This window comes from Pseudonocardia broussonetiae (genome assembly GCF_013155125.1).
Taxonomy (GTDB): Bacteria; Actinomycetota; Actinomycetes; order Mycobacteriales; family Pseudonocardiaceae; genus Pseudonocardia; species Pseudonocardia broussonetiae.
On sequence record NZ_CP053564.1, the window covers coordinates 224717 to 250944 of the forward strand.

Here is a 26228-nt window from a genome sequence, read left to right on the forward strand (position 1 = left end):
GACGCTCTGCGTTACGGCGGCGACGGAGTCCCGAGCCCCAGCACCCGCACCGCGTTCTCCTTCATGATCAGCGGCCGGACCTCCTCCTTGATCTCCAGCTTGGCGAAGTCGGCGATCCAGCGGTCCGGGGTCAGGACGGGGAAGTCGGAGCCGAACAGCACCTTGTGCCGCAGCATCGAGTTCGCCGCCCGCACGAGCTGGGGCGGGAAGTACTTCGGCGACCAGCCGGAGAGGTCGATGAAGACGTTGGCCTTGTGCGTGGCCATCGAGATCGCGGAGTCCTGCCACGGCACCGAGGGGTGCGCGAGGACGACGGTGAGCTCGGGGAAGTCGGCGGCCACGTCGTCGATCAGCATCGGGTCCGACAGCCGCAGCTTGATGCCGCGCCCGCCCGGCAGCCCGGCGCCGATGCCCGTCTGGCCGGTGTGGAACAGCGCGGGCACGCCGGCCTCGGTGATCGCCTCGTAGAGCGGGTAGAACGCCGGGTCGTTGGGCGCGAAGCCCTGCAGGCTCGGGTGGAACTTGAACCCGCGGACCGCGTGCTGCTCCACCAGCGAGCGGATCCGGCGCACCGCCGCCTTCCCGCCGTGCGGGTCGACCGAGCCGAACGGGATCAGCACGTCGGGGTGCGCGGCGGCGGCGTCGGCGATCTCCTCGCTCGACAGCGCCGGGTGCCCGGTGGCCGAGGTCGCGTCGACGGTGAACACGACGGCGGCCATGCGGCGCTCGCGGTAGTGCGCGGCGATCGTCTCCACGGTCGGCGTGCGGTCGGCGTCGGCGCGGAAGTAGGCGGCCGACGCGTCGATCAGCTCCTGGTCGAGCGACAGGCAGCCGTGGCCGTCCTGCTCGACGTGGACGTGCACGTCGATGGCGTCGATCGTCGACAGGTCCATCACGGGGTCCTCTCCTTGGCCGCGAGCACCGCGCGGACGACGGTGTCGCGGTAGCGGGCGAGCGCGGCGGGGTCGACGCCGGCCAGCTCCTCGTCCACCCCCTCGACGATCTTCCGTTCGAGCTCGGGGGTCATCGTGGGGTGGCCGAGGTCGCGCCACCACGCCTCGGTCGGCGGACCGAGGTGCTCCAGCACGTGCGCGATGCCACCCGGACCGCCGGAGAGGTGCTGGTTGGCGAACGGCCCGAGCACCGCCCAGCGCAGCCCCGGCCCGTGCGAGATCGCGGCGTCGATGTCGGCGACCGAGGCCACGCCGCGGTCGACCAGCGAGTACGCCTCGCGCCACAGCGCCGCCTGCAACCGGTTGGCGATGTGGCCGGGCAGCTCCTGGCGCAGCCGGATCGGCTTCTTGCCGACGCCGGTGTAGAACGCCATCGCCGCGTCGACGGCGGCCTCCGACGTCCGCTCCCCCGGCACGACCTCCACCAGCGGCACGAGGTGCGGCGGGTGGAACGGGTGCCCGACGACGACGCGCTCCGGGTGCGCCGTGCAGGCCGTCGCGATCGCCGTCGGCAGCATGCCCGACGAGCTGCTGGCCAGCACGACGTCCGGACGGGCGGCGGCGTCGAGGACGGCGAACAGCGCGTGCTTGACGTCCTCGCGCTCGGGCGCGTTCTCCTGCACGAAGTCGGCGGCCGCGGCGGCCTCCCCGGCGTCGGTCGTGAAGGACAGCCGGGCCGCGTCCGCACCGATCTCGGCCACGCCCGCCCGCAGCCGCTCCTCCGCCCCCGGCGCCGGGTCCGTGGCGACGACGTCGAGGCCGTGCGCGAGGAAGTGCGCCGCCCAGCTGACGCCGATCGCGCCCGTGCCGACGACCGCGACCCTCATCGCAGGGCCTCGAACCCGTCGAGCGCCGTCGGGTCGGCGAGGACCCCGCGCGCGGTGTCGTCGACGGGCGCGCCGAGCAGGATCCGCTTCACCGGCAGCTCCAGCTTCTTGCCCGTGCGGTTGCGCGGCACCACCGGCACGGCGGCGACCCGGTCGGGCACGTGCCGCGGGCTCAGCGCCGTGCGCAGCTCGCGGGCGATCCGGGCGCGCAGGGCGTCGTCGAGCCCGGCTCCGTCGACGAGCTGGACGAACAGCAGCAGCTCCCCGTTGCCGCCCGCCGGGTCCTCCAGGTGCACGACGAGGCTGTCGGCGACCTCGGGGAGCTCCTCCACCACGGCGTAGAACTCCGCGGTGCCCAGCCGCACGCCGCCGCGGTTGAGGGTGGCGTCGGAGCGCCCGGCGATGACGCAGCTCCCGGAGTCGGAGAACCGCACCCAGTCGCCGTGGCGCCAGACGCCGGGGTAGACGTCGAAGTACGACGCCCGGTAGCGCGAGTCCGGCTCGGTCGGCGGGAGGTCGCCCCAGAACCCCACCGGCATCGACGGCATCGGCTCGGTGATCACCAGCTCCCCCAGCTCCCCGACGACGGGCTTCCCGTCGGCGTCGAACGCCGCGGCCGCGACGCCCAGAGCCGGCCCCGCGATCTCGCCCGTCACGACCGGTTGCCAGGGGCTGCCCTGCACGATCCCGGTGCACACGTCGGTGCCGCCGCTGCCCACGTTGAGCAGCACACCGTCGCCCAGGTGCTCGGCCACCCACGCGTACCCCTCCGGGGGCAGCGGGCTGCCGGCCGCGCCGAGCTGGCGCAGCCGCGGCAGCGGGGGCGGCGCGTAGCCCTGCGCGCGGCAGGCCATGAGGAACCCGGGCGACGCGCCCATCAGCGTGGCGCCGGTGTCGCGGGCCAGGCGCCACTGCCAGCCGACGTCGGGGTGCACCGGGTTGCCGTCGACCAGCACCACCGACGCCCCGCAGAGCAGGCCCGAGACCAGTGCGTTCCACATCATCCAGGCGGTCGTGGAGAACCAGAGGATGCGGTCGCCGGGGCCGAGGTCCCAGCTCAGTGCGTGGTTCTTCAGGTGCTCGACGGTGATGCCGCCGTGCCCGTGCACGATCGCCTTCGGCTTCCCCGTGGTGCCCGAGGAGAACAGGACGTAGAGGGGGTGGTCGAAGGGCACCGGGTCGTAGGCGGGCTCAGCGGGCTCCGCGAGCAGCTCGTCCCAGGCGACGGCGTCCGGCAGCTCCCCGGCGCCGTAGGGCACGGCGACGACGTGGCGCAGCGTCGGCAGTCCGGCGCGCAGTGCGGCCACCTCGTCGCGGCGGTCGACGGGCTTGTCGCCGTAGGTGTAGCCGGGCGCGGCGAGCAGCACCGACGGCTCGACCTGCGCGAACCGGTCGACCACGCTGCGCGCCCCGAACTCCGGCGCGCAGCTCGCCCAGACCGCGCCGAGGCTCGCGGCGGCGAGGAACGCGACGAGGGTCTCGGGGATGTTGGGGAGGTAGGCGACGACGGTGTCGCCGCGGCCGACGCCCAGGCGGAGCAGCCCCGCGCGGGCCCGCGCGACCTGGTCGCGCAGCTGCGCCCACGTCAGCTCGACGACGTCGCGGGTCTGCGAGTGCGCGACGACGGCGACGTCCCCGTCGGCCGTGCCGGCCCCGCGCAGCGCGTGCGCGGCGTAGTTGAGCTCGGCGCCCGGGAACCACTCCGCGCCCGGCATCTCGCGGCGCCCGAGCACGGCCCGCGGCGGCGTGGTGAGGTCGACGTCGAAGAACTCGACGACGGCGCTCCAGAACCCCTCCAGGTCGGTGACCGACCAGCGGTGCAGGGCGGCGTAGTCGTCGGCGGGGACGCCGCGGTGCTCACGGACCCAGTCGGCGAACGCCCCGATGCGGCTGACGCCACCCGTGAGTGGATACGAGTGCTGGGGCACTCGTATCCACTCACGGGCGTCGGAGGCGCTCACCGCTGCACCTTCGGCCCGCGCCCCGCCAGGAACTCCCTCATCCGCTCCTGCGCCTCCCCGCTGCTCGACGCCACCGCCGCCATCAGCGACTCCATCAGGTACCCCTGGTCGGGGTCGGCCTCCGCGATCCGCGGCAGGGCCTGCAGCACCGCGAAGTTCGTGACGGGCGAGTTGCCCGCGATCTTCTTCGCCAGCTCCAGCGCGTGCGGCAGGCCCTGCCCGGCGTCGACCCGGTACTGCGACAGCCCCAGCGCCTGGCCCTCGTCGGCGTCCAGGACGCGGCCGGTGAGCATCATGTCGGCCATCCGGTGCACCCCCACCAGCTTCGGCACCCGCACCGACGCCCCGCCCCCGACGAACAGCCCGCGCTGTCCCTCCGGCAGGGCGTAGAACGCGCTCGGCTCGGCCACGCGGATGTGCGCGGCGCACGCCAGCTCCAGCCCGCCGCCGACGACCGCGCCCTTGAGCACGGCCACGACCGGGACGGTGCCGCGCTCGATCCGGTCGAACACGCGGTGCCACATGCGGGAGTGCTGCAGCCCCTCGAAGGCGTCGCGCTCGGCGAGCTCGCCGAGGTCGAGCCCCGCGGAGAAGTGGTCGCCCTCCGCATCGAGGACGACGGCGCGCACGCCCGCGGGCGGGTCGGCGAACACCGCCTCCAGGCCGAGCACCGTGGCGTCGTCGAGGGCGTTGCGCTTGGCCGCGCGGGCGAGCCGCACCACCGCGACCTCGCCGTGGTCCTCGACCTGCACCGAGTCGGGCAGGGTCATGGCATCTCCTCCGCTCGCGCCCGCAGCTCGGTGCGGCGGATCTTGCCGGTGGCGTTGCGCGGCAGCTCGTCGACGACGACCAGCCGCTTGGGCACCTTGTACCTCGCCAGGTGCGCCGCGAGGTGCGCGCGCAGGGCGTCGACGTCGAGCACCGCGCCCGGCGCCGCCTGCACGAACCCGACGCCCGTCTCGCCCCACCGCTCGTCGGGCACCCCGACGACGGCCGCGCCCACCACCCCGTCGACGCCGAGCAGCACGGCCTCGACCTCGGCCGGGTACACGTTCTCGCCGCCGGAGATGATCACGTCCTTCACCCGGTCGACGACCGTGGCCCACCCGTCCTCGGCGACGGTCAGGACGTCGCCGGTGCGGAACCAGCCGTCCAGCATCGCGTCGGCGGTGTCGGCGGGACGGCCGTGGTAGCCCGCGAACACGTGCGGCCCGCGCACCAGGAGCTCGGCCGGACCGGCGTGCAGCGGCGCCACCTCCCCGTCGCGCACCATCGCCACGTCGGTGAAGAAGTGCGGCACGCCCACCGCGACCGGGTGCGCGGGCGAGCCCTCGCGGGTGGCCATCAGCACCCCCGGCGACGCCTCGGTCATGCCGTAGCCCTGCTGCAGCGTGACGCCGCGGTCGAGCCACGCGCGCGCCACCCGCTCGGGCACCGGCGACCCGCCGTACTGCACGACGCGCAGCGAGGAGAGGTCGGCGGCGGCGAAGCCGGGGTGGTCGCACATCATCTGCAGCATCGTCGGCACGGCGGAGAAGCCGGTGATCCCCGCGGCGCCGATCCGGGCCAGGATCGCCCCCGGGTCGACCTTCGCGACCGGCTCCACCGACCCGCCCTTGAACAGCGTCGGCAGCGTGATCTGCCCGATCCCCACGCAGTGGAACAGCGGGGCGATGCACAGCACGCGGTCGGTGCTCGCGACGTCGACGTGCGCGAGCTGGTTGACCGTGTTCCAGGTCAGGTTGCCGTGGGTGAGCACCGCGCCCTTGGGACGCCCGGTGGTGCCGGAGGTGTAGAGGACGAGCGCGGCGTCGTCGAGCCCGACGGGGTGCGCCGCCCCCTCCCCGCCCGCGACGGCCTCCTCGTACTGGGGCCCGACCTCCAGCCGGGGCCCGGTGAACTCGGCGGCGAGCGCCGCGGCGTCGGGGCTGGACACGAGGAACGAGGCGCCCACGTCGTCGAGCATGTAGGCGATCTCGGGCCCGGCGAGCCGGTGGTTGAGCGGCACGGCGACCGCGCCCAGGCGCCACACCGCGAAGAACGTCTCCAGCACCTCGACGGCGTTGACGCCGAGCTGCGCGACGCGGTCGCCCGGCCCGACGCCCGCGGCGGCCAGCGCCCCGGCGAGCCGGTCGACGCGGGCGGCCAGCTCGCCGTAGCCCACGCCGGTGCCGTCGGGGCGCACGAGCGCCGTGCGGGAGGCGTCGATCCGGGCCCGCCGCGCGGGCCAGCTGCCGAGTCCGTCAGGGGGGTGCACGCCGGTGACGATAACAGGAAACCTGTTATTGTCGAGCGGTGCCGCCGTCCCTGCTCTACGTCGTCAAGCAGGTGGAGCTCGCCGTCCGCTCCCACCTCGACGAGCTGCTGCGCCCGCACGGGCTGACGACGTCGACCTACACCGCGCTCACCGTGCTCGAGCGCCGCGACGGCCTCACGACGGCCGACCTCGCCCGCACCTCGTTCGTCACGCCGCAGGCGATGGCCGACATCGTCACGGCCCTGGAGGGGCGCGGGCACATCGTCCGCAGCCCCGACCCCGCGCACGGCAGGCGCCTGCGCACGAGCCTCACCCCGGCCGGCCGCGCACTGCTGGCGATGGTCCGCGCCGAGGTCGAGGCGCTGGAGGAGCGGATGCTGGGCGCCCTGGACGACGACGAACGCGCGACCCTGCGCTCGCACCTCGACCGCTGCCGCGCCGCCCTCAGCTGACGCCCGCCGGCACCGATCTCAGGATCTCCGCCGCCACCCGGGCGGCCTCCGGCGCGACCTCGCCGTGGCGGCGCAGGAACAGCGCGTGCGCCGCGGGGGCGGGCCACGACGCCGGGAGGTGCCCGACCGGCAGCCGCGGGTCGTGGCGGATCGCGCGCAGCCAGTCGGCCTCCAGCAGCACCTGGCGGGCCAGCGGGTCGGCGGGCGCCCGCACCGGGTCGGACCACCGGCGCACGAACCGCTCGTAGTCCCCCGCCGGGACGGTCAGGTCCCAGGCGTCGCGGACCAGGGCGTCGACGTCGGTCGGGGGCAGCGCCGTCGCGGTGAACACCGACAGGTGCGCGGCCGCCTCCAGCCCGTCGACGACCGCCGCGACGTCGACGGGCCCCGCCGCCAGCCACAGCCCGCCGCGCAGCGACCCGAACCCCGCCCACACCAGCCGGGCGCGCAGCGCGTGCCGCTGCCGGGTCCAGGAGTCGGGCAGCGAGTACGACAGCAGGGTCCAGGTGCCGTCCCAGCCGTCGTTGACCGGGCCGGTGTGCCACATCCGCTCGCCGCCGTCGGTCAGCACGCGCTCGGCGAGCGGGGTGAGCCCGAGGTAGACCTCCCGGCCGCGGCGGGTGCGCTCGAGCAGCCCGCGCCGCGCCATCCGGCTCAGCGTCGAGCGCGCCGCCTGCTCGGACACCTCCGCCCGGCGCAGCAGCTCCAGCACCCCCGCCGTCGCCACCCGCACGTCACGACCCAGCACGTACGCGCCGAGGAGGGCCAGCAGCACGGTCTGCGGGCGGCTGCCGTCGCGCTCCTCGTCCACGCGGGCGAGCCTATCCGCGGCCCGACACTGGGCGTTCTGTTGACGGTCGTCGACGACAATGCCTACTCTTCTGCGTGACGTGGACCACCCGACGAGAGGCCGCCCGATGACCGCACCCGGCCCGACCACCCCGCAGCTGCGCCGCGCCGCGCTGTCCAGCTACCTCGGCAGCGTGATCGAGTACTACGACTTCCTGCTCTACGCGACGGCCGCCGCCCTGGTGTTCGGGCCGGTCTTCTTCGCCGGCCTCGACCCGCTCGTCGGCACGATCGCGAGCCTGGGCACGCTCGCCACCGGCTACCTGGCCCGCCCGCTCGGCGGCATCCTGTTCGGCCACTTCGGCGACCGCCTCGGCCGCAAGAAGATGCTGGTCACGACGATGACGCTGATGGGTGTGGCCAGCATCCTCATCGGCCTGCTGCCCACCCCGGCGCAGATCGGCGCGCTCGCGCCGGTGCTGCTGGTGGTGCTGCGGATCGCGCAGGGCATCGCCGTCGGCGGCGAGTGGGGCGGCGCGGTCCTGCTCTCGGCCGAGCACGCCACCTCCCGGCGCGGGCTGTGGGCGAGCTTCACCAACGCCGGCGCGCCCAGCGGCGGCGTGCTCTCGACGGTCGTGCTGGCCGTCACCGCGGCCGCCATGACCGAGGAGCAGTTCCTGGCCTGGGGCTGGCGCATCCCGTTCCTGCTCAGCGCCGTGCTGCTGGCGCTGGGGCTGTTCGTCCGCTCCCGGGTGGAGGAGACGCCGGTGTTCCGCGCCGTCGTCGCCGACGACGCCGCGCCCGCGCCGTTCCCGCTGGTCGACGTGCTGCGCAACCACCCCCGGGTGCTCGCCCTGTCGGTCGGCATCGGCTTCGCCGCGTTCGTCGTGCAGGCCACGATCACCACGTTCTCGCTGTCCTACGCGGTCGAGGCCGGCATCCCGCGCTCGACGGTCCTCAACGCGCTGACGGCGTCGTCGGTGGCCGCGGTGGTCGGGATCGTCGCGTGGTCGGCGCTGTCGGACCGCCTCGGCCGCCGCCCGGTCATGATCGGCGGCGCGCTGGCCTGCGCGGCGTGGGCGTTCGCACTGTTCCCGCTGATCGACAGCGGCTCGACGGCGCTGCTCGTCGTCGCCGTCGTCGTGGCGCAGGGGATCGCCCACCCGGCCCTCTACGGGCCGCTCGCCGCGCTCTACACCGAGCTGTTCGCCACCCGCTCGCGCTACACCGGCGCCTCGCTGGGCTACCAGCTCGCCGGCACCGGCGCGGGGTTCGCCCCGCTCGTGTTCGCCGCGCTCTACGGCGCCACCGGCAGCGCGCTCGTCATCTCGGTGATCATCGCCGCGCTGTGCCTGCTCACCGTCGTCTGCCTGGTCCTGGCCCCGGAGACCAGCCGCCGCAGCCTGAGCGAGCCGGAGCGGACCGCCGCCTACTGAGCTGCGACCCGGCGCCCGGCCTCGACGAACACCGACCGCAGCCAGCGGTGCTCGGGGTCGGCGTCGTGGACCGGGTGCCACCACAGGGCCTCGGTGATCGGCAGGGCGTCGAACGGACAGTCCAGCACGCGGATCTCGCCGGTCCGCGCGAGCCGGTCGGCCAGGTGCCCCTGCACGAGGGCGAGCCGGTCCGTGCCCGTGACCAGCCAGGGCAGGGCCAGGAACGTCTCCGCGACGACCTGCACCCGCGGCTCGACGCCGAGCATCTCCAGCTGGCGGCTCGCGGGCGTGAACGCCGACGGCGCGTGGTAGGTGAAGACCCACGGCAGCTCGGCGAGGTCCTCCATCGTCAGCGCCTCGCCGACGCGGGTGTTCGTCGTCGAGACCAGGATCTTCCAGCCGTCGGAGTGCAGGTCGACGTGCGGCACGTCGGTGACGAACCCGTGCGGCAGCACCAGCCCGTCGACGTCGCGCAGGCTGTGCTGGGCCGACTCGATGATCGTCGAGTTGTGGTGCTCGAAGCGCAGCCGGACCTGCGGCGCGGTCGCGTCGAGGATCCGTCCGACGTGCTCGCCCAGCACGGCCATCGGGTAGTCGGAGGCGAGGACGGTGAACGTGCGGCGCGAGGTGGCCGGGTCGAACACCGCCTGGCTGGCGAAGACGCGCTCCACCCCGGCCAGCGCCAGGACCGTGCGCCGCTGCAGCGCGACCGCGAGCGGGGTGAGCTGGTAGGTGTTGCCGACGCGGGTGAGCAGCTCGTCGTCGAAGTGGCGGCGCAGCCGTCCCAGCGACGTCGACAGCGCGGGCTGGCTCAGCCCCATCCGGGCCGCCGCGCGCGTGACGCTCTGCTCGCGCAGCAGGTGGTCGAGCGAGACGAGCAGGTTGAGGTCCAGGTTCGCGAGGTTCATCGTCGGACCTCCATCGGCACCGGTGATGCCGGTCATCATGGGATTCGTCTTCTCGGGACGCAACGACCCGGCCAGTGTGGGGCGATGACGCACCCGATCACCGACCCCGCCGCCGCGCTGCGCTGGCTCGTCGACCGCGCGCACGTCTCCGACCTCCTGGTGGAGTTCGCCCGCGCGCTCGACGTCCGCGACTGGGACGCCTACGCCGCCACGTACACCGAGGACGCGGTCCTCGAGATCGGCGACCTCGCACGGCTGGAGGGCCGCGCCGCCATCCGGGCGGCGACGGCCTCGGAGCGGGGGCTCGGCGGCTACGCCGGCACCTGGCACGGGTCCTCCAACCACGCGGTCACGGTCGACGGGGACACGGCGACGAGCCGGTCCTACCTGCTCGGCGTGCACCTGCTGGGCGGCGGCTCGGCCCACCACGCCGACGGCGCCGGCTGGTACGACTGCGCGCTGCGCCGCACCGCCGACGTCGACCTGGCCGGGGGCTGGCGCTTCACGCGCGTCCGCATCACCGAGGTGTGGCACGCGGGCGAGCCGCTCCCCCACGTCGCCCCGCGCCCCTGACGCGCACGGCACCGCCGGCCCGGGGCTCCCGGACCGGCGGTGCGGCAGGCGCGCGTCAGGCGTGGACGGCGTCGGCGTCGAGGGGCTCGTGCGTGCCGCGCAGCGCCAGGAACGTCGCCACCGCCATCACCGCGGCCCCGACGCCGAGCACCGCCAGCGCCGGCTGCAGCCCGCCGACCACACCGGTCACGGCCACGATCAGCACCGGGCACAGGAACTGGCCGATGAACAGCGACCCGGTCCAGATGCCGGTGCCGCGCCCGCGCTGGGCGAACGCCAGCCGGTTCATCGTCCAGGTCAGCAGCGTGGGCAGCAGCATCCCGGTGCCGAACCCGGTGACGACCGCACCCGCGACCACCAGCGGCAGCGCCGTCGAGGAGGCGACGACGAGCAGGCCCACCGCGGTCAGCGCGAACTCGACGGGCAGCAGGACCCGCGGGCCGCGGCCCGCGGTGCGGGAGAACACGAACGCCCCGACCGCGGTGGCCACCGACATGGCCGCGGCGGCGGCGCCGATCGCGGCGGGGTCGGTGACGCCGAGACCCGACAGCACGAACGACAGCTCGACGATGAGCGCGTAGAACCAGATGCCGCCCAGGAACGTGACGGCGACCGGCCCCGCCAGCGCGCGCCACGGCACGGGCTCCAGGCGCCGGCGGACCCCCTCGACGGCCGCGGGCCGCGCCGGGCTCCACAGCGCGAACACCATCGGCACCGCGATGACGACGGCGGCCGCGTAGAGCCAGAACGGCGTGCGCCAGCCGGTGGCGCCGAGCGCGCCGCCCGCGGCGAAGAACACGGTGGCCGCCAGCGCGGTCACGATCGTCTGCAGCCCGAGGTAGCGGCTGCGCCGCGCCCCGGTCCAGTAGTCGCCGATCAGCGTCGTGCAGCAGGTCATGATCGCGGCCTCGCAGACGCCGACCCCGACCCGGCTGGCGACGATCGCGCCGAGCGTGTCGAGGTAGAGCGGCGCCGTGCCGAACACCGAGTACAGGACCATCGCGGCGATCAGCACGCGCTTGCGGTCGACGGCGTCGGCGATCACCCCGGCGAACGGGGAGATCAGGCCGATCATCAGCGCGGGCACCGTCAGGGCGACGGGCACCAGCAGCGCGACGCCGGGGGTGTCCGCGAACTCCGCGGCCATCTGCGGCAGCACCGGCGCGAGCAGCACCGTGCCGAGCACGGACATGCAGCTCCCGGCGATCAGGAGGACGAGCTGGGCGGTGCCGGCGGTGCGGGATCCGGACGGGTCGGCGGAGCGGCGGCGGGGGACGGTCTTCTCGGCCATCGAGAGTCCTCACGTGGGGGTGTGGTGCGTCCCACGATCCAAGCGACGCGGCGGGCGCCGGGGAACGCCGATCTGCCGATGCGGCGCATCACCCCCGCTGATGCGTGCAACCCCCGGCGGCACCCGTTCCGTCCTCCCGGCATGAAGCACGCACTCACCCTCGCCGCGGTCGCCCTCGCCCTCGCCGGCTGCGCCGCTCCCGCCGCGGCGACCGGCCCGGCCGCCGCCCCGCCCGGCATCTCGGCCCGCGGCGTCGGGACGGTGACCGGCACGCCCGACACCGTGACGGTGGTGCTCGGCGTCGCGACGAACGGCTCTGCCGCCGCGGCCGCGCTGGAGGACAACAACACCCGGGCCGCCGCGCTGATCGAGGTGCTGCGCGGGAGCGGGGTGGCGGCCGAGGACCTGCGCACCAGCGGCCTGTCGATCTACCCGACCTACGCCGACGGCGGCACGATCAGCGGCTACGAGGTGAGCAACCAGGTCACGGCGGTGCTGCGCGACCTCGCCGGCGCGGGCGCCCTGATCGACGCGGCGGCGCGGGCGGCCGGCGACGCCGTGCGCGTGCAGCAGATCGGCTTCTCCCTCGACGACGACGCCGAGCAGCGCGCGGCCGCCCGCGCCGACGCGGTGCGCCGGGCCGAGGCCCAGATCGCGGAGATGGCGCAGGCCGCGGGCACGTCCCCCGGCGGGCTGCTCTCGATCACCGAGATCCCGGTCGAGCCCGGGCCGCAGCCCTTCGCCGCGGCCGACGGGGCGGCCGCCCAGGAGTCGGCGGTGCCGCTGCTGCCCGGGACCCGGGACGTCACGGTCGTCGTGGAGGTGGTGCGCGCCATCGGCTGAGCCGACGGCCGCCCGCCCCGGCGGTCACGGGAGGATCTCGCCATGAGCTCCCCCCGGCACGGGCCCCGCCACCGCAGCAGCGGCGCCACCCGCACCGGCCCGCACCGGGCGCAGCCCGGGGCGCACGGGCACGGCCACGGGCACGGCCACGGACCGCCGCCGGGCGCCGACCGCCGCGTCCGCCTGGCCATCGCCGCGCTCCTCGTCCCGGCCGCGCTCGCCACGCTCGTGGGGATCGTCCTGCTGTTCCCCTACCAGCCGGCGCAGCCGCTCGAGGGCGCCGCGGCCGTGCCGCGCGTGCCCGGCACCGTCACGGCCACCGCGCAGAGCGACTGCTCCCCCGGCGAGGGCGACCGCGGCTGCGCGGCGCTCACCGTGCGCCTGGACGGCGGCCCGGCGGCGGGGTCGAGCATCGTCACGCTCGTGTCGGTCGTGCGCGGGGTCGCCCCGTTCACCACCGGCGACGCCGTCCAGCTCTCCCTCGACGGCGACCCGGGCGACCCCGGGTCCTACCAGGTCGTCGACTTCCAGCGCGGCGTCCCGCTGCTCGTGCTGGCGCTGCTGTTCGCGGCGGCCGTCGTGGCGCTGGGCCGGTTCCGCGGGGTCGCGGCGCTGGGCTCGCTGGTGCTCACCGGGGTCGTGCTCGCCGGGTTCGTGCTGCCCGCGATCCTGGCCGGGCGCGACCCGCTGCTCGTCGCGGTCGTCGGCTGCACGGCGATCATGTTCTGCACGCTCTACCTCACCCACGGCGTCTCCGCGCGCACCTCGACCGCCGTGCTCGGGACGTTCGGCAGCCTCGTGCTCATCGGCGTGCTCGGCGTCGCGTTCGCCGCCGCGGCCCGGCTCACCGGCGCCGACGAGGACACCGCGAGCCTGGCCAACAGCCTCGGCACCGCCGTCGACGGGCGCGGCCTCGTGCTGGCCGGGCTGATGATCGGCGCGCTGGGCGCGCTCGACGACGTCACCGTCACCCAGACCAGCGCCGTCTGGGAGCTGCGCGCCGCCGACCCGACCCTGCGCCCGGCCGCCCTGTTCACGTCGGCCATGCGGATCGGGCGCGACCACGTGGCGTCGGCGGTCAACACGCTCGTCCTCGCCTACGCCGGCGCCGCGCTGCCCCTGCTGCTGCTGTTCAGCGTGGCCGAGCGGGGGCTGGCGAGCACGCTGACCAGCCAGGTCATCGCCACCGAGATCGTCCGGACGCTGGTGGGCAGCATCGGGCTCGTCGCGTCGGTCCCGCTGACGACGGCGCTGGCCGTGGCCGTGTCCACGCGCGGGCGCCTGACCGCGGACACCGGGAACGTCCGGGCCGTCGACCCCCGAACCGCGGACGCCCGGTGAGCGCCCGCGCCGCCGTCGTCGACCTGTGCCGGGGGATGGTCGCGCGCGGGCTCGTCGTCGGCACCGCGGGCAACGTCTCGGTGCGCGAGGGCGACACGATCGCGGTGTCCCCCTCGGGCGTCGACTACGCGTCGCTGACGCCGGCGATGGTCGGCCTGCACGCCCTCGACGGCACCGCGCTCGACGCCCCGCTGCGCCCCACCTCCGAGCTCGCGCTGCACGTCCTGCTGCACACCCGCGACGGCGCGCGCGACGGCGAGGTCGTGCTGCACACGCACGCCGCGGCGTCGACGGCGCTGTCGACCGTCGTCGACGAGGTGCCGCTGACGCACTACTACGCCGCGTTCTTCGGCGGCGCCGTGCGCGTGGCCCCGTACGCGACGTTCGGGACGCCCGAGCTCGCCGTGCACGTGCTGGCCGCGATGGCCGGTCGCACCGCCGCGCTGATGGCCAACCACGGCGCCGTGCTCGTCGCCCCGGCCGTGGAGGGGGCGCTGGACCGGGCCGGGTACCTGGAGTACGTGTGCGACGTCGCGCTGCGCGCGCTGGGCACCGGGCTGCCGCCCCGGACCCTGGACGACGCGGAGATCGCGCGCGTGGCCCGGGCCCTCGGCACGCACGGGCAGCCGCGCTGACCGGGTGACGGCGTCTATGCTCGCGGTGATGGGGGGACACCTGTGAGCACTCCGACACCACCCGGCGTACCCGACCAGGGCGGCCCCACCGTCCTGCGCATCCTGCTGGGCACCCAGCTGCGCCGGCTGCGCGAGGCCCACGGCATCACCCGCGAGGTCGCCGGCGACGCGATCCGCGCGTCCAGCGCGAAGATCAGCCGCCTGGAGCTGGGGCGCGTCGGCTGCAAGGAGCGCGACGTCCTCGACCTCCTCACCCTCTACGGCGTCACCGACCCGGCCGAGCGCGAGGGCTACCGCGACCTCGCGACCCGCGCCAACGCCCGCGGCTGGTGGCAGCAGCACAGCGAGGTCCTGCCCAGCTGGTTCGAGATGTACCTGCGCCTGGAGCAGGCCGCGCAGGTCATCCGCGGCTTCGAGCTGCAGTTCGTGCCCGGGCTGCTGCAGACCGAGGAGTACGCGCGCACCGTCGTCCTGCTCGGGCACCGCGGCGCCCCGCCCGCCGACGTCGACCAGCGCGTGCGGCTGCGCATGGCGCGCCAGAAGATGCTGCGCGAGCCCGAGGCCCCGCAGCTGTGGGCGGTGCTCGACGAGGCCGCCGTCAGCCGGGCCTACGGCTCCCGCGCCGTCATGCGCGGCCAGCTCGAGCACCTGCTCGAGGCCAGCCGCTGGCCGAACGTGACGATCCAGCTGCTGCCGTTCAACGCGGGCAGTCACGCCGCGGCGGGCGGCCCGTTCTCGATCCTGCGCTTCGCTGAGCCCGACCTGCCCGACATCGTCTACCTCGAGCAGCTCAACAGCGCGATCTACCTCGACAAGCGCTCCGAGGTGGAGGACTACCTCGGCGTCTGGGAGCGCCTGGTGGTGCAGGCACTCACGCCGAAGGACACCCGCCAGGCCCTGACGGACCTGATCGAGCGCCTCTACTCCTGACCGCTACGCCTTCCGCCCCACGCCCGCGGCGTAGAGGGTGTGGGTGGGGCTGTCGGTGGGGGTCTGGTCGTCGGGCCGCCAGTCGTTGGCGTAGGTCAGGCCCGGCTCCACGAGCTCCAGGCCCTCGAAGAACCGCTGCTGCTCGGCCCAGGTGCGGAACCGGCCGGTGCCCAGGCCGCCGTCGAGGAACGCGCGCTCCAGCGCCTTCGCCCGCGGCTCGTCGTCGTCGAGGAAGTTGCTGAACAGCGCGTAGCTGCCCGGGCTGAGCTTCGCCGTGATCGAGGCGGCCACCCCGTACGGGTCCTCGTCGTCGGACAGGTGGTGCAGGATGCTGGCCGCGAGCACCGCGAAGGGCTGCGTGGTGTCGATCATCGAGCGCACGGCGGGGTGGTCGAAGACCGCGTCGATGTCGCGGATGTCGCCGAGGATGACCGTGGTGGTCTCGTCGTCCTCGAGCAGCGCGCGGCCGTGGGCCAGCACGATGGGGTCGATGTCGACGTAGACGACCCGCACCGAGGGGTCGACGGCGTGCGCGATCGCGTGCACGTTGCCCGCGGTCGGCAGGCCCGAGCCGAGGTCGAGGATCTGCCGGATGCCGGCCTCGCGCACCAGCCAGGTGACGGCGCGGCGCAGGTGGTTGCGGTTGTCCAGGGCGAGCTGGCTGGTCTCGGGCACGGCGCGGAACAGCGCGGCGGAGACCTGCCGGTCGATCTCGTAGTGGTCCTTGCCGCCGAGCACGTAGTCGTAGACGCGCGCGATCGACGGACGGGTCAGGTCGACGTCCGGGATCGCGGGCGCGTCGTCGAGGCCCCTGTCGTCGCTCATCCGGCGTTCTCCCCACTCACGGTCGTGCCTGTCGGGCGCAGCCTATCGCCACTGATCCGTAAGACGCGGCGGGCGGGGGACGCGTCGCGCGGGAGGAGGATGACGGGGTGAGCACGACGACCGACGCCCCCGCCCCGCTCCTCCCGCGCCGCACGGCCGCGCTGGTGGGCGTGCTGTCCGTCGCGGCCGCGCTGGGGGCGGGGCACCTCGTCGCCGGCCTGGTGTCGCCGGCGTCGTCGCCGTTCCTCGCCGTCGGCAACGGGGCGATCGCGCTGGCGCCGCAGTGGCTCGTCGAGTTCGCGAAGTCGGCGTTCGGCACGGCCGACAAGCCGGTGCTGCTCGCGGGGATGGCGCTCGTGCTCGCCGCGGCCGCCGCGGGTGCCGGCCTCGCCTCGCGCGCGCGGCCGCAGCCGGGCGTGCGGGCGATCACGGCGCTGGGCCTGCTGGGGTTCGCGGCCGTCGCCCTCTCCCCCGCGTTCACCCCCGTCGACCTGCTCGCCCCGGCCGCGTCCGCGGGCGCCGGGATCCTGGTGCTGCGCCGCCTGCACGCGCTCGCGCAGCCGCGCCCGGCCACCGCGGGCCCCGGCCGGCGGTCCGTGCTCGCCGGCGCCTCCGGCGTCGTCGCCTTCGGCGCGCTCGCCGCGGGCGGGCTCGGTCAGCTCCTCGGCGGGCGGCTCACCGGCTCCCGCGACGAGGTCACGGCCGCCCTGCGCGGGCTGCCGCGGGCCGAGCGCGCCCCCGCGGTCCCCGCCGGCGCCGCGTTCCCCGACCAGGGCACGCCCACGTTCCTCACGTCGAACGCCGACTTCTACCGCATCGACACCGCCCTGCGGATCCCCACGCAGACCGCCGCGGACTGGTCGCTGCGGATCCACGGGATGGTCGGGCGCGAGCTCGTCCTCACCTTCGACGACCTGCTCGCCCGCCCGCTGGTCGAGCGCACGATCACGATGATCTGCGTGTCGAACGAGGTCGGCGGGGAGTACGTGTCCACGGCCGACTTCGTCGGGGTCGACCTGCGGGCGATCCTGCTGGAGGCCGGCATCGCCCCCGGGGCCGACCAGGTGCTCTCCACCAGCAGCGACGGCCTGTGGACCGCGGGCACGCCCGTCGACGTCCTGCTCGAGCCCGACCGCGGCGCCCTGCTCGCCGTCGGCATGAACGGGGAGGCGCTGCCGCCCGAGCACGGCTTCCCGGTGCGGATGGTCGTGCCCGGGCTCTACGGGTACGTGTCGGCGACTAAGTGGGTCACCGACCTGGAGGTCACGACGTTCGGGGCGAAGCAGGCGTACTGGTTGCAGCGCGGGTGGGGCGAGCGCGGGCCGGTGAAGACGCAGTCGCGCATCGACGCGCCGCGCGGCTACGGCAGCACGCCCGCCGGGCGCGTCGCCGTGGCCGGGATCGCCTGGTCGCCGCCGCGGGGCGTCAGCCGGGTCGAGGTCCGCCTCGACGACGGCCCGTGGGCCGACGCCGAGCTCGCCACCGAGGTCGGCGGGCGCACCTGGCGCATGTGGCGGACCAGCGTCGACGTCGTCCCGGGCTCCCACGTCGTGGCCGTCCGGGCCACCGACGCCGACGGCACGACCCAGACCGAGGAGCGCGCCGACGTGCTGCCCGACGGCGCGACCGGGTACCACTCGGTGGTGTTCACGGCGTCCTGAGCGACGCCGCCCCGGGCGCGCCTGCGCAGCAGCACCCCCCGCAGCCGCCGCACCCCCTCGACCACGAACCCGACGGCCGTGGCGAAGCCGAACCCGACGAGCAGCGCCGTGACGGTGTCGTGCGCGAACGCCGCCCCGCCGACGAACCCGAGCAGCGCCGACCACGACGCCGACAGGACGGTCCCGGGCACGGTGAAGGCCACGAACCGCGACGGCGGGTAGCCGGTGGCACCGGCCGCGAGCGTCGCCACGGTGCGCCCGGCCGGCAGGAACCGGGCCGTCAGCAGGACCGTGCCGCCGCGGCGGTGCAGCAGCCGCGCGGCGCGGTCGTAGTTCTCCGCGCGGCTGCCGTGGGCGGCGTAGCGGCCCCGCACGGCCGGGCCCACCCCGCGCCCGATGAGGTAGCCCGCGCACTCGCCGAGGAACGAGCCGAACGCCGCCGCCGCGATCACCGCGACGAGGTTCTGCTCCCCGGTCACCGCCGACACCCCGGCGGCGATGATCAGGGCCTCGCTGGGCACCACGGGCAGCAGGGCGTCGACGACCGCCATCCCGACGATCACCGCGAGCAGCCACGGCGACGCCAGTGCCGCCTCGGTCACGAGCCGCAAGAGGTCCACGGGAGGAACGATGCCGCGGAGCGCCACCCGGTTACATCGGGAGGAAGTCGTAGATCCCTCAGGGATGACCCCGACCCCGGGGTGAACCGTGCCGCGGTCCCGTCCGTGTGGGAGGTGACGATCCGCTCCCCACGGAGGTTCCCCCATGTTCCGCAGCACCCCGGCGCTCGCCGCCGCCACCGCGATCGCCGCGATCGCCCTGACGGCCTGCGGCGGGTCCGGCGGCGGTGACGGGTACGGCGCGAGCGCCCCGGTGGCCGCGCCCGAGACCCTCGCCCCGCCCGCCGGCACCGTCCTCACCGCGAACAGCACGGCGCAGCTGGGCACCGTCGTCATCGACGGGCTGGGCTGGACGCTCTACCGCTTCGACGACGACACCGCCCAGCCCCCGGCGTCGAACTGCGCGGGCGACTGCGCCACGACCTGGCCGCCGGTGCTCGCCGAGCCCGGCACGCCGCTGACGGTCGACGGCATCGACCAGGCCGCCATCGGGACGATCACCCGCGCCGACGGCGGCGTCCAGCTCACGATCGGCGGCTGGCCGGTGTACCGCTACGCCGCCGACTCCGCGCCCGGCGCCACCGACGGCAACGGCAAGGGCGAGAAGTGGTTCGCGGTCACCCCCGAGGGCGGGCGGGCCGAGGCGCCCTGAGCCGCCGCGTCCCGACCTACCGCGCCGCGGTCAGCACCTCGTCGAGCACGCCCTTGCGGACGTCGTCGACGAGGTCGGAGAGCTGGCCGACGCTCATCTGGATGCGCTGGCCGAAGTCGTCGGTGATCACGATGCGCCTCTCCGGCGCCGCGGCGTCGTCGACGAACAGCTCCGGGCAGCCGCAGTTGCACTGGCCGCAGAACGTGGCGATGTGGCGCATGGATCTCACTCCCGGTGGTCGGACGATCACGATCCGATCAAGCGTAGGCGCCCGGGGCGGGAGGCGGAACCGCCCTGCAGCGCCCGCAGCAGCGGCGCCACCGGGGCGGGGCGGTCCGGGTCGGCCCGCCCGGCGGTGAGCGCGCGGACCGTCGCGAGGTGGGTCGCGAGGGGGGCGTGCGCGGGCTGGGTCTGCACGACGAGCTCGGTGGCCCACTCGCGCACCGGGTCGGCGCGCCAGCGCTCCCGCAGCGCCTCCGGCCGCTCCCCCGGCGCCACGGCCCGCACGGCCGCGACGCGCGGCTCGCCCGCGGCGCGGGCCCAGTAGCGCGCGAGGTGCGGGGCGGCGTCGGCGCGCCCGGTGATCAGCCCGAGGCCCCGCGCACCGGCGTCGGCGATGCCCCCGGGCGTGCCGGTGGCCTGCCACAGCCGCCCGTCGAGGCCGGGGGCGGCGGGCACGATGCGCGCGAGGTGCCCGCGCAGCGCGTCGACCGCGGCGGCGCAGTCGGCGTGGCGGCGGGCGTGGTCGCGGCCGAACGCCTCCGAGGCGGCCTCGTCCGCCCCCGCGCCGACGCCGAGCTCCAGGCGCCCGCCGGACAGGGCGTCGAGCACGGCCGCGTCCTCGGCGAGCCGGCGCGGGTCCTCGCACGCCGCGGTGACGACGGCGGTGCCGAGCCGGATCGTCGAGGTCGCCTGCGCCACGGCCGCGAGCAGCACGAGCGGCGAGGGCAGCAGCCCGTCGAGGTGGCCGTCGTGGTGCTGGGCGACCCAGAACGTCGAGAAGCCCGACTCCTCCGCCGCGACGGCCAGCGCGACCGTGTCGCGGTAGGCCCGCGCGGGGTCCGCCCCGGCGACGTGCGTGAGGTACCCGAGCCGCATGACGGAACGTTACCTCTGACCACGCACAGCGACGACACCAGCCGGTGAACGACGCGTAACGGCCCGGCGCCCGATCTTGTCCGGCACCCCCGGGACGGGCGACAGTGGCCACCCCCTTGCGCGGACCGCCCCCACGGTCCGACAGTGGGCCGCTGCCGAGTACGAGGGACGTGACACATGACCGACGGCATCGTCCGGGCCGCCATCCTGCAGGCGAAGTGGACCGGGGACACCGCCTCCATGATCGAGGTGCACGAGTCCTACGCGCGCGCCGCCGCCGAGCAGGGCGCGCAGGTGATGGGCTTCCAGGAGGTCTTCAACGCGCCGTACTTCTGCCAGGTGCAGGAGTCCGAGCACTACCGCTGGGCCGAGCCGGTCCCGAGCGGGCCGACGATCGTGCGGATGCAGGCGCTGGCCCGCGAGACGGGGATGGTGCTCGTGGTCCCGGTCTTCGAGATCGAGGACGCGGGCCACTACTACAACACCGCCGCGGTGATCGACGCCGACGGCACGGTGCTCGGGAAGTACCGCAAGCACCACATCCCGCAGGTCAAGGGCTTCTGGGAGAAGTTCTACTTCCGGCCCGGCAACCTCGGGTGGCCGATCTTCGACACCGCCGTGGGCCGGATCGGCGTCTACATCTGCTACGACCGCCACTTCCCCGAGGGCTGGCGCGCGCTCGGCCTGGCCGGGGCGCAGATCGTGTTCAACCCCTCGGCCACGAGCCGCGGCCTGTCGTCGTACCTGTGGAAGCTGGAGCAGCCGGCCGCCGCCGTCGCCAACGAGTACTTCGTCGCCGCGATCAACCGCGTCGGCGTCGAGGAGTACGGCGACAACGACTTCTACGGCACCAGCTACTTCGTCGACCCGCGCGGCCAGTTCGTCGGCGACGTCGCGAGCGGCGACGACGAGGAGCTCGTCGTCCGCGACCTCGACCTCGGCATGATCGACGAGGTGCGGCAGCAGTGGGCGTTCTACCGGGACCGCCGCCCCGACGCCTACGGCCCGCTGGTCGAGTCATGAGCTCGGAGCTGCTCAAGCGGACGCGGGCGGCGCTGCCGTCGTGGCTCGCGATCTACTACGACGAGCCGATCGAGCTCGAGCGCGGCGAGGGCCGCCACGTCTGGGACGCCGACGGCCACCGCTACCTGGACTTCTTCGGCGGCATCCTCACCACGATGACGGCGCACGCGCTGCCCGAGGTGACCAAGGCCGTCGCCGACCAGGCCGGGAAGATCATCCACAGCTCCACGCTGTACCTGAACCGGCCGATGGTGGAGCTGGCCGAGCAGATCGCGGCCGTGTCGGAGATCCCGGACGCGAAGGTGTTCCTCACCCCGAGCGGCACCGAGGCCAACGACGCGGCGCTGCTGCTGGCGTCGTCGCTGCGGCGGAGCAACCAGATCCTGGCGCTGCGCAACAGCTACCACGGGCGCTCGTTCTCGACGATCGCGATCACCGGCAACCGGTCGTGGAGCCCGACGTCGCTGTCGCCGTTCCAGACCTACTACGTGCACGGCGGGCAGCAGTACCGCTCGCCGTTCGCAGGGCTGTCCGACGGCGAGTACATCGCGGCCTGCGTCGCCGACCTGCGCGAGGTGCTCGACCAGGCGGGCGGCGACGTCGCGGCGTTCATCGCGGAGCCGGTGCAGGGCGTCGGCGGGTTCACCTCCGGCCCCGACGGCCTGCTGGGCGCGTTCGCCGAGGTGCTGCGCGAGAAGGGCATCCTCTGGATCTCCGACGAGGTCCAGACCGGCTGGGGCCGCACCGGCGAGCACTTCTGGGGCTGGCAGGCGTCGGGCGCCACCCCGGACCTGGTGACGTTCGCCAAGGGCATCGGCAACGGGCTGTCCATGGGCGGCGTGATCGCGCCGGCCGCGATCATGGACTCGCTGGGCGCCAACCACATCTCGACGTTCGGCGGCTCGCCGCTGACGTCCGCGGGCGCGCTGGCCAACCTGCGCTACCTGCTCGACCACGACCTGCAGGCCAACGCGGCCGCGCAGGGACCGGCGCTGTTCGAGGGCCTGCGCGCGCTGGGCTCCCCCATCGTCGGCGACGTCCGCGGCAAGGGGCTGATGCTGGGCGTGGAGCTGGTCCGCCCCGGCACCGGGACGCCCGGCGACCCCGCTCCGGAGCTGGCCGGCGCTGTGCTGGAGGGCTGCCGGCGGCGCGGGCTGCTGGTCGGCAAGGGCGGGCTGCACGGCAACGTGCTGCGCATCGCCCCGCCCCTGACCCTGACGGCCGACGAGGCGGCGGAGGGCCTGGCGGCCCTGCTCGCCGCGATCGAGGAGGCCACCCCATGAGCGGCTTCGCCGCCCGTGAGTGGAAACGAGTGCCCCAGCACCGATATCCACTCACGACCCCCGTAGGAGGACCCCGTTGAGCCGCACCCTGATCACCGGCGGGCTCGTCGTCACGGCGTCGGACGAGATGGCCGTCGACGTCCTCGTCGAGGACGGCACCGTCGTCGCGCTGGGCGTCGGGCAGGACTGGACGGCCGACACCGTCCTCGACGCGACCGGGAAGTACGTCATCCCCGGCGGCGTCGACGCGCACACGCACATGGAGATGCCCTTCGGCGGCACCTACGCCGCCGACACGTTCGAGACCGGCACCCGCGCCGCGGCCTGGGGCGGCACGACCACGATCGTCGACTTCGCGATCCAGTCGGTCGGCGGCTCGCTGCGCGAGGGGCTCGACGCCTGGCACGCCAAGGCCGAGGGCCGCTGCGCGATCGACTACGCGTTCCACATGATCCTGGCCGACGTCAACGACTCCTCGCTCAAGGAGATGGAGGCGCTCGTCGGCGAGGGCGTCACCAGCTTCAAGCTGTTCATGGCCTACCCCGGCGTCTTCTACAGCGACGACGGCAAGATCCTGCGCGCGATGCAGAAGGGCGCCGAGACCGGCGCGCTGACGATGATGCACGCCGAGAACGGCATCGCCATCGACGTGCTCGTGGAGCAGGCGCTGGCCCGCGGCGAGACCGACCCGCGGGTGCACGGCGAGGTCCGCCGCGAGCTGCTGGAGACCGAGGCGACGCACCGCGCGATCAAGCTGGCCCAGGTGGCCGGCGCGCCGCTCTACGTCGTGCACCTCTCGGCCCGCTCCGCCCTCGCGGAGATCGCGAAGGCCCGCGACGAGGGCTACAACGCCTTCGCCGAGACCTGCCCGCAGTACCTGTTCCTGTCCACCGACGACCTGGCGCGACCGGGCTTCGAGGGCGCCAAGTACGTCTGCTCGACGCCGCTGCGCCCCAAGGACCACCAGGCCGACCTGTGGCGGGGGCTGCGCACCGACGACCTGTCCGTCGTCTCCACCGACCACTGCCCGTTCTGCTTCACCGGCCAGAAGGAGATGGGCATCGGCGACTTCTCGAAGATCCCCAACGGGCTGCCGGGCGTCGAGAACCGGATGGACCTGCTGCACCAGGGCGTCGTCGACGGCCACATCTCGCGGCGGCGCTGGATCGAGATCGCCTGCGCGACGCCCGCGCGCATGTTCGGGCTCTACCCGCGCAAGGGCACGATCGCCCCGGGCGCCGACGCCGACATCGTCATCTACGACCCGGCCGCGAAGCAGGTGCTCTCCGCCGAGACCCACCACATGGCCGTCGACTACTCGGCCTACGAGGGCAAGGAGATCACCGGCAGGGTCGAGACGGTGCTCTCCCGCGGGCGCGTCGTGATCGACGCGGGCGCGTACCACGGCAGGCCCGGCGACGGCGCGTACCTGCGCCGCGACACGTGCCAGTACCTCCGATGAGCGCGACGGGGATGGACGTCGGGCTCGTCCTGCAGACCGACCCGCCCGCGCAGGCCGTCGTCGACCGGATGGTGCGCGCGGAGGGCCTCGGGTTCAGCCACGGCTGGACGTTCGACTCGCACGTGCTCTGGCAGGAGCCCTACGTCCTCTACCCGCGGATCCTGGAGCGCACGTCGCACCTGGTCGTCGGGCCGATGGTGACGAACCCGGCCACGCGCGACTGGACCGTCCTGGCCTCGATGCACGCCACGCTCGACGAGCAGTTCGGGCACCGGACGGTCTGCGGCATCGGCCGCGGCGACTCCGCCGTGCGCGTGCAGGGGCGGCCGCCGACGACGCTGGCGCGGCTCGAGGAGGCGATGCTCGTCATCCGCGAGCTGGCCGCGGGCCGGTCCGTCGACCTCGGCGGCACGCAGGTGCGGATCCCGTGGGTCGCCGAGGGCGTGCCGGAGCTGCCGGTGTGGATGGCCGGCTACGGGCCGAAGGCGCTCGACCTCGTCGGCCGCGTCGCCGACGGCTTCATCCTCCAGCTCGCCGACCCCTACCTCGTCGAGTGGACGGTGAAGACGGTCCGCGCGGCCGCGGAGGCGGCGGGCCGCGACCCGGCGTCGATCACGATCTGCGTGGCCGCGCCGGCCTACGTCGGCGACGACGTGGCGCACGCGCGCGACCAGTGCCGCTGGTTCGGCGGCATGGTCGGCAACCACGTGGCCGACCTCGTGACGCGCTACGGGGCGGAGTCGGCGGCGGTGCCGGCCGCGCTCACCGGCTACATCAAGGACCGCGACGGCTACGACTACAGCCACCACGGCCGCGCCGGCAACACCTCGACGAGCTTCGTGCCCGACGAGGTCGTCGACCGCTTCTGCCTGCTCGGCCCGCCCGGCGCCCAGCTCGAGCGGCTCGCGGAGCTGCGCGGGCTCGGCGTCGACCAGTTCGCGGTGTACGCGATGCACGACGCGGTCGACGAGACGGTCGCGGCCTACGGGGCGTCGGTGATCCCCGCGCTGTAGGACGCGCGACGGGGCGCCCGGATCACCGGGCGCCCCGTCCGTGCTGCGCAGGTCAGGGGGCGGCGAGGGCCCGGGCGCGGTGGCCGCGGGTGAAGTCCTCCGGGACGATCAGGTCGTCGGGCGTGAGGTCGTGGATGCTCGACTTGCCCAGCCCGAGCAGCGCCTCGTCGATGCCGCTGCGCAGGATCGACAGGACGTTGACGACGCCGGCCTCCCCGTTGGCGGCCATGCCCCACAGGTAGGCGCGGCCGATCATGACGGCCTTCGCGCCCAGCGCCAGCGCCTTGACGACGTCGCCGCCGCGGCGGATGCCGCCGTCGAGCAGCACCTCGGTCTGGCTGCCGACCGCCTTGACGATGTCGGGCAGCGCGCGGATCGAGGCCGGCGTGCCGTCGAGGTTGTTGCCGCCGTGGTTGGACACCGAGATCGCGGTGGCCCCGGCGTCGACGGCGCGCTTGGCGTCGTCGGGGTGCATGATCCCCTTCACCGCGAACGGGCCGTCCCACTCGTTGCGCAGCCACGCGATGTCGTCCCACGTGGGCAGCGGGGTGCCCATCCACTCGCCGTACGCGCCGAAGAACGTGGGCGCGTCCTCGCCGGGTGCGGCCAGGTTCGGCGTCTTCAGGTCGGGCAGGCCGCCGCTGCGGGCCCACTCCAGCACGTAGCGCGGCCGCATGATGCCCTCGGGGGCGAACTGCACGATCGCCTTGAGGTCCATCTTCTCCGGGATGGGCGGGCTGCCCCAGTCGCGGCGGGTGGCGAAGGTCCAGTCGAGGGTGACGATCAGGCCCTTCGCGCCGGCCTTCCTCGCCCGCTCGGCGCGCTGCAGGATGCGGTCGCGCGAGCCGACCCAGTACATCTGGAAGAACGTCTTCGGGTTGGCCGCGACGACGTCCTCGACGGGCTTGCTCGCGAACGAGCTCAGCCCCATCGCGGTGCCCACCTGGTTGGCCGCGCGCGCGACGCCGACCTCCCCGTCGGGGGTGACGGCCTGCACGCCCGTGGGCGAGATCAGCACCGGCAGGGAGACGTCCTGCCCCATCACCGTCGTCGACTGCACCCGCTCCTGCGGCAGGTTCGCGATGTGCGGGCGGAAGCCGATCTCGGAGAACGCCGCGACGTTGTCGTCGAGCGTGATCCCCTGCTCCGATCCCGCGACCAGCGCGAGGTAGACCGAGCGCGGCAGCCGCTTCTTCGCGCGGCGCTGCGCCTCCGCCACCGTCTCGAACCACTCCTTGCTGCTGGCCATCACCGCTCCTTCGCGGGCGCGGGGGCGCCCATCAGTCCTCGTCGCACCCTAACCCGGCCACCCCCTCCCGGCCCCCGAGTCCCGTCGGATGTGACCGGTGGACCTGTACGGCCGGAGAGGTGCGGCGCCCGTCCCTGGGTCCCCGG

At 74.8% G+C, this 26228-nt stretch carries 25 protein-coding genes and 1 pseudogene; 13 read left to right on the plus strand and 13 right to left on the minus strand.

Annotated features, from left to right (window positions below):
- Nucleotides 1-11: 11 nt before the first annotated feature.
- From couO to HOP40_RS01130, 5 genes are read right to left on the minus strand one after another with little or no spacing between them, the layout of a single operon-like run.
- Nucleotides 12-893, minus strand: coding sequence for a 4-hydroxyphenyl-beta-ketoacyl-CoA hydrolase (gene couO / locus HOP40_RS01110; RefSeq protein ID WP_172153979.1), 882 nt, complete (start codon nt 891-893; stop codon nt 12-14).
- Nucleotides 893-1780, minus strand: coding sequence for a 3-hydroxyacyl-CoA dehydrogenase NAD-binding domain-containing protein (locus HOP40_RS01115; protein ID WP_172153980.1), 888 nt, complete (start codon nt 1778-1780; stop codon nt 893-895). The genes couO and HOP40_RS01115 overlap by 1 nt, the downstream gene beginning before the upstream one ends.
- Entirely contained in the window at nt 1777-3708 is a 1932-nt protein-coding gene (locus tag HOP40_RS01120) for an acetoacetate--CoA ligase (protein ID WP_172167646.1), read from the minus strand. Before HOP40_RS01120 ends, HOP40_RS01115 begins: the two co-directional genes overlap by 4 nt.
- 29 nt (nt 3709-3737) lie before the next feature.
- Nucleotides 3738-4511, minus strand: a complete 774-nt coding sequence (locus HOP40_RS01125; protein ID WP_172153981.1) for a crotonase/enoyl-CoA hydratase family protein — start codon at nt 4509-4511, stop codon at nt 3738-3740.
- A complete protein-coding gene (locus HOP40_RS01130) occupies nt 4508-5998 on the minus strand; it encodes an AMP-binding protein (protein ID WP_172153982.1) in 1491 nt (496 codons plus the stop codon). Before HOP40_RS01130 ends, HOP40_RS01125 begins: the two co-directional genes overlap by 4 nt.
- Before the next feature lie 38 nt (nt 5999-6036).
- Between HOP40_RS01130 and HOP40_RS01135 the strand changes: the two genes are divergently transcribed.
- Complete coding sequence (locus HOP40_RS01135) at nt 6037-6450, plus strand: MarR family winged helix-turn-helix transcriptional regulator (RefSeq protein WP_172153983.1); 414 nt, start codon at nt 6037-6039, stop codon at nt 6448-6450.
- Here the strand turns inward: HOP40_RS01135 and HOP40_RS01140 are convergent.
- Complete coding sequence (locus HOP40_RS01140) at nt 6443-7261, minus strand: PaaX family transcriptional regulator (protein ID WP_172153984.1); 819 nt, start codon at nt 7259-7261, stop codon at nt 6443-6445. The genes HOP40_RS01135 and HOP40_RS01140 overlap by 8 nt on opposite strands.
- A 106-nt stretch (nt 7262-7367) precedes the next feature.
- Between HOP40_RS01140 and HOP40_RS01145 the strand changes: the two genes are divergently transcribed.
- Nucleotides 7368-8675: an MFS transporter gene (locus tag HOP40_RS01145; RefSeq protein ID WP_172153985.1), complete on the plus strand. Its 1308-nt coding sequence runs from the start codon at nt 7368-7370 to the stop codon at nt 8673-8675.
- Here the strand turns inward: HOP40_RS01145 and HOP40_RS01150 are convergent.
- Nucleotides 8669-9583 carry a LysR family transcriptional regulator gene (locus HOP40_RS01150; RefSeq protein ID WP_172153986.1) on the minus strand — a complete coding sequence of 305 codons (915 nt, stop codon included), beginning with the start codon at nt 9581-9583 and terminating at the stop codon, nt 8669-8671. The genes HOP40_RS01145 and HOP40_RS01150 overlap by 7 nt on opposite strands.
- An 84-nt stretch (nt 9584-9667) precedes the next feature.
- Here HOP40_RS01150 and HOP40_RS01155 point away from each other — a divergent pair, with 84 nt between their 5' ends.
- On the plus strand, nt 9668-10156 hold the full coding sequence (locus HOP40_RS01155; protein ID WP_172153987.1) for a nuclear transport factor 2 family protein: 489 nt from the start codon (nt 9668-9670) through the stop codon (nt 10154-10156).
- 55 nt (nt 10157-10211) lie between these two features.
- On the opposite strand, the gene HOP40_RS01160 is transcribed toward HOP40_RS01155, so the two are convergent.
- Complete coding sequence (locus HOP40_RS01160) at nt 10212-11447, minus strand: MFS transporter (RefSeq protein WP_172153988.1); 1236 nt, start codon at nt 11445-11447, stop codon at nt 10212-10214.
- Between the two features lie 141 nt (nt 11448-11588).
- Between HOP40_RS01160 and HOP40_RS01165 the strand changes: the two genes are divergently transcribed.
- Genes HOP40_RS01165 through HOP40_RS01180 form a run of 4 tightly spaced genes read left to right on the plus strand, consistent with a single transcriptional unit; the run spans nt 11589 to nt 15196 of the window.
- Entirely contained in the window at nt 11589-12290 is a 702-nt protein-coding gene (locus HOP40_RS01165) for an SIMPL domain-containing protein (RefSeq protein WP_172153989.1), read from the plus strand.
- Between the two features lie 42 nt (nt 12291-12332).
- Nucleotides 12333-13631, plus strand: a complete 1299-nt coding sequence (locus HOP40_RS01170; RefSeq protein WP_172153990.1) for a YibE/F family protein — start codon at nt 12333-12335, stop codon at nt 13629-13631.
- A complete protein-coding gene (locus HOP40_RS01175; RefSeq protein ID WP_205347045.1) occupies nt 13628-14266 on the plus strand; it encodes a class II aldolase/adducin family protein in 639 nt (212 codons plus the stop codon). Before HOP40_RS01170 ends, HOP40_RS01175 begins: the two co-directional genes overlap by 4 nt.
- A 42-nt stretch (nt 14267-14308) precedes the next feature.
- Nucleotides 14309-15196: a helix-turn-helix domain-containing protein gene (locus tag HOP40_RS01180; RefSeq protein ID WP_172153991.1), complete on the plus strand. Its 888-nt coding sequence runs from the start codon at nt 14309-14311 to the stop codon at nt 15194-15196.
- A 3-nt stretch (nt 15197-15199) separates the two neighbouring features.
- Here the strand turns inward: HOP40_RS01180 and HOP40_RS01185 are convergent, their stop codons facing one another.
- Nucleotides 15200-16021: an SAM-dependent methyltransferase gene (locus tag HOP40_RS01185; RefSeq protein ID WP_172153992.1), complete on the minus strand. Its 822-nt coding sequence runs from the start codon at nt 16019-16021 to the stop codon at nt 15200-15202.
- Between the two features lie 107 nt (nt 16022-16128).
- Here HOP40_RS01185 and HOP40_RS01190 point away from each other — a divergent pair, with 107 nt between their 5' ends.
- Entirely contained in the window at nt 16129-17682 is a 1554-nt protein-coding gene (locus HOP40_RS01190; protein WP_240157452.1) for a molybdopterin-dependent oxidoreductase, read from the plus strand.
- A 158-nt stretch (nt 17683-17840) separates the two neighbouring features.
- On the opposite strand, the pseudogene HOP40_RS36570 reads toward HOP40_RS01190, so the two are convergent.
- Nucleotides 17841-18449 (minus strand): annotated as a pseudogene (locus HOP40_RS36570) (DedA family protein); the annotation flags it as partial.
- On the opposite strand from HOP40_RS36570, the gene HOP40_RS01195 reads away from it, so the two are divergent.
- Nucleotides 18448-18954 (plus strand): hypothetical protein, encoded by a 507-nt coding sequence (locus tag HOP40_RS01195; RefSeq protein ID WP_172153993.1) that lies wholly within the window; start codon nt 18448-18450, stop codon nt 18952-18954. The pseudogene HOP40_RS36570 and the gene HOP40_RS01195 overlap by 2 nt on opposite strands.
- A 16-nt stretch (nt 18955-18970) precedes the next feature.
- Here HOP40_RS01195 and HOP40_RS01200 read toward each other — a convergent pair whose 3' ends face one another.
- A complete protein-coding gene (locus HOP40_RS01200; RefSeq protein WP_172153994.1) occupies nt 18971-19174 on the minus strand; it encodes a hypothetical protein in 204 nt (67 codons plus the stop codon).
- 26 nt (nt 19175-19200) lie between these two features.
- The gene (locus tag HOP40_RS01205; protein ID WP_172153995.1) at nt 19201-20052 is read right to left on the minus strand and encodes an LLM class flavin-dependent oxidoreductase; all 852 of its coding nucleotides are present in this window, start codon (nt 20050-20052) and stop codon (nt 19201-19203) included.
- A gap of 177 nt (nt 20053-20229) precedes the next feature.
- On the opposite strand from HOP40_RS01205, the gene HOP40_RS01210 reads away from it, so the two are divergent.
- The 4 genes from HOP40_RS01210 to HOP40_RS01225 all read left to right on the plus strand — a co-directional run bounded on the left by HOP40_RS01210 (nt 20230) and on the right by HOP40_RS01225 (nt 24833).
- Nucleotides 20230-21075, plus strand: a complete 846-nt coding sequence (locus HOP40_RS01210; RefSeq protein WP_172153996.1) for a nitrilase-related carbon-nitrogen hydrolase — start codon at nt 20230-20232, stop codon at nt 21073-21075.
- Nucleotides 21072-22358 (plus strand): aspartate aminotransferase family protein, encoded by a 1287-nt coding sequence (locus HOP40_RS01215; RefSeq protein WP_172153997.1) that lies wholly within the window; start codon nt 21072-21074, stop codon nt 22356-22358. The genes HOP40_RS01210 and HOP40_RS01215 overlap by 4 nt, the downstream gene beginning before the upstream one ends.
- A gap of 76 nt (nt 22359-22434) precedes the next feature.
- Nucleotides 22435-23820, plus strand: coding sequence for a dihydropyrimidinase (gene hydA, locus HOP40_RS01220; protein WP_172153998.1), 1386 nt, complete (start codon nt 22435-22437; stop codon nt 23818-23820).
- Between the two features lie 11 nt (nt 23821-23831).
- The gene (locus tag HOP40_RS01225; RefSeq protein ID WP_172167654.1) at nt 23832-24833 is read left to right on the plus strand and encodes a TIGR03842 family LLM class F420-dependent oxidoreductase; all 1002 of its coding nucleotides are present in this window, start codon (nt 23832-23834) and stop codon (nt 24831-24833) included.
- A 52-nt stretch (nt 24834-24885) separates the two neighbouring features.
- Here the strand turns inward: HOP40_RS01225 and mftD are convergent, their stop codons facing one another.
- The gene (gene mftD, locus HOP40_RS01230; protein ID WP_172153999.1) at nt 24886-26082 is read right to left on the minus strand and encodes a pre-mycofactocin synthase MftD; all 1197 of its coding nucleotides are present in this window, start codon (nt 26080-26082) and stop codon (nt 24886-24888) included.
- Nucleotides 26083-26228 lie beyond the last annotated feature (146 nt).

Excerpts from the sequence above, each read along its gene's own strand:
- couO (WP_172153979.1), bottom strand. The coding sequence starts at position 893 with ATGGACCTGTCGACGATCGACGCCATCGACGTGCACGTCCACGTCGAG.
- HOP40_RS01115 (WP_172153980.1), bottom strand. The coding sequence starts at position 1,780 with ATGAGGGTCGCGGTCGTCGGCACGGGCGCGATCGGCGTCAGCTGGGCG.
- HOP40_RS01125 (WP_172153981.1), bottom strand. The coding sequence starts at position 4,511 with ATGACCCTGCCCGACTCGGTGCAGGTCGAGGACCACGGCGAGGTCGCG.
- HOP40_RS01145 (WP_172153985.1), top strand. The coding sequence starts at position 7,368 with ATGACCGCACCCGGCCCGACCACCCCGCAGCTGCGCCGCGCCGCGCTG.
- HOP40_RS01150 (WP_172153986.1), bottom strand. The coding sequence starts at position 9,583 with ATGAACCTCGCGAACCTGGACCTCAACCTGCTCGTCTCGCTCGACCAC.
- HOP40_RS01155 (WP_172153987.1), top strand. The coding sequence starts at position 9,668 with ATGACGCACCCGATCACCGACCCCGCCGCCGCGCTGCGCTGGCTCGTC.
- HOP40_RS01160 (WP_172153988.1), bottom strand. The coding sequence starts at position 11,447 with ATGGCCGAGAAGACCGTCCCCCGCCGCCGCTCCGCCGACCCGTCCGGA.
- HOP40_RS01165 (WP_172153989.1), top strand. The coding sequence starts at position 11,589 with ATGAAGCACGCACTCACCCTCGCCGCGGTCGCCCTCGCCCTCGCCGGC.
- HOP40_RS01170 (WP_172153990.1), top strand. The coding sequence starts at position 12,333 with ATGAGCTCCCCCCGGCACGGGCCCCGCCACCGCAGCAGCGGCGCCACC.
- HOP40_RS01185 (WP_172153992.1), bottom strand. The coding sequence starts at position 16,021 with ATGAGCGACGACAGGGGCCTCGACGACGCGCCCGCGATCCCGGACGTC.
- HOP40_RS01195 (WP_172153993.1), top strand. The coding sequence starts at position 18,448 with ATGTTCCGCAGCACCCCGGCGCTCGCCGCCGCCACCGCGATCGCCGCG.
- HOP40_RS01200 (WP_172153994.1), bottom strand. The coding sequence starts at position 19,174 with ATGCGCCACATCGCCACGTTCTGCGGCCAGTGCAACTGCGGCTGCCCG.
- HOP40_RS01205 (WP_172153995.1), bottom strand. The coding sequence starts at position 20,052 with ATGCGGCTCGGGTACCTCACGCACGTCGCCGGGGCGGACCCCGCGCGG.
- HOP40_RS01210 (WP_172153996.1), top strand. The coding sequence starts at position 20,230 with ATGACCGACGGCATCGTCCGGGCCGCCATCCTGCAGGCGAAGTGGACC.
- HOP40_RS01215 (WP_172153997.1), top strand. The coding sequence starts at position 21,072 with ATGAGCTCGGAGCTGCTCAAGCGGACGCGGGCGGCGCTGCCGTCGTGG.
- HOP40_RS01225 (WP_172167654.1), top strand. The coding sequence starts at position 23,832 with ATGGACGTCGGGCTCGTCCTGCAGACCGACCCGCCCGCGCAGGCCGTC.
- mftD (WP_172153999.1), bottom strand. The coding sequence starts at position 26,082 with ATGGCCAGCAGCAAGGAGTGGTTCGAGACGGTGGCGGAGGCGCAGCGC.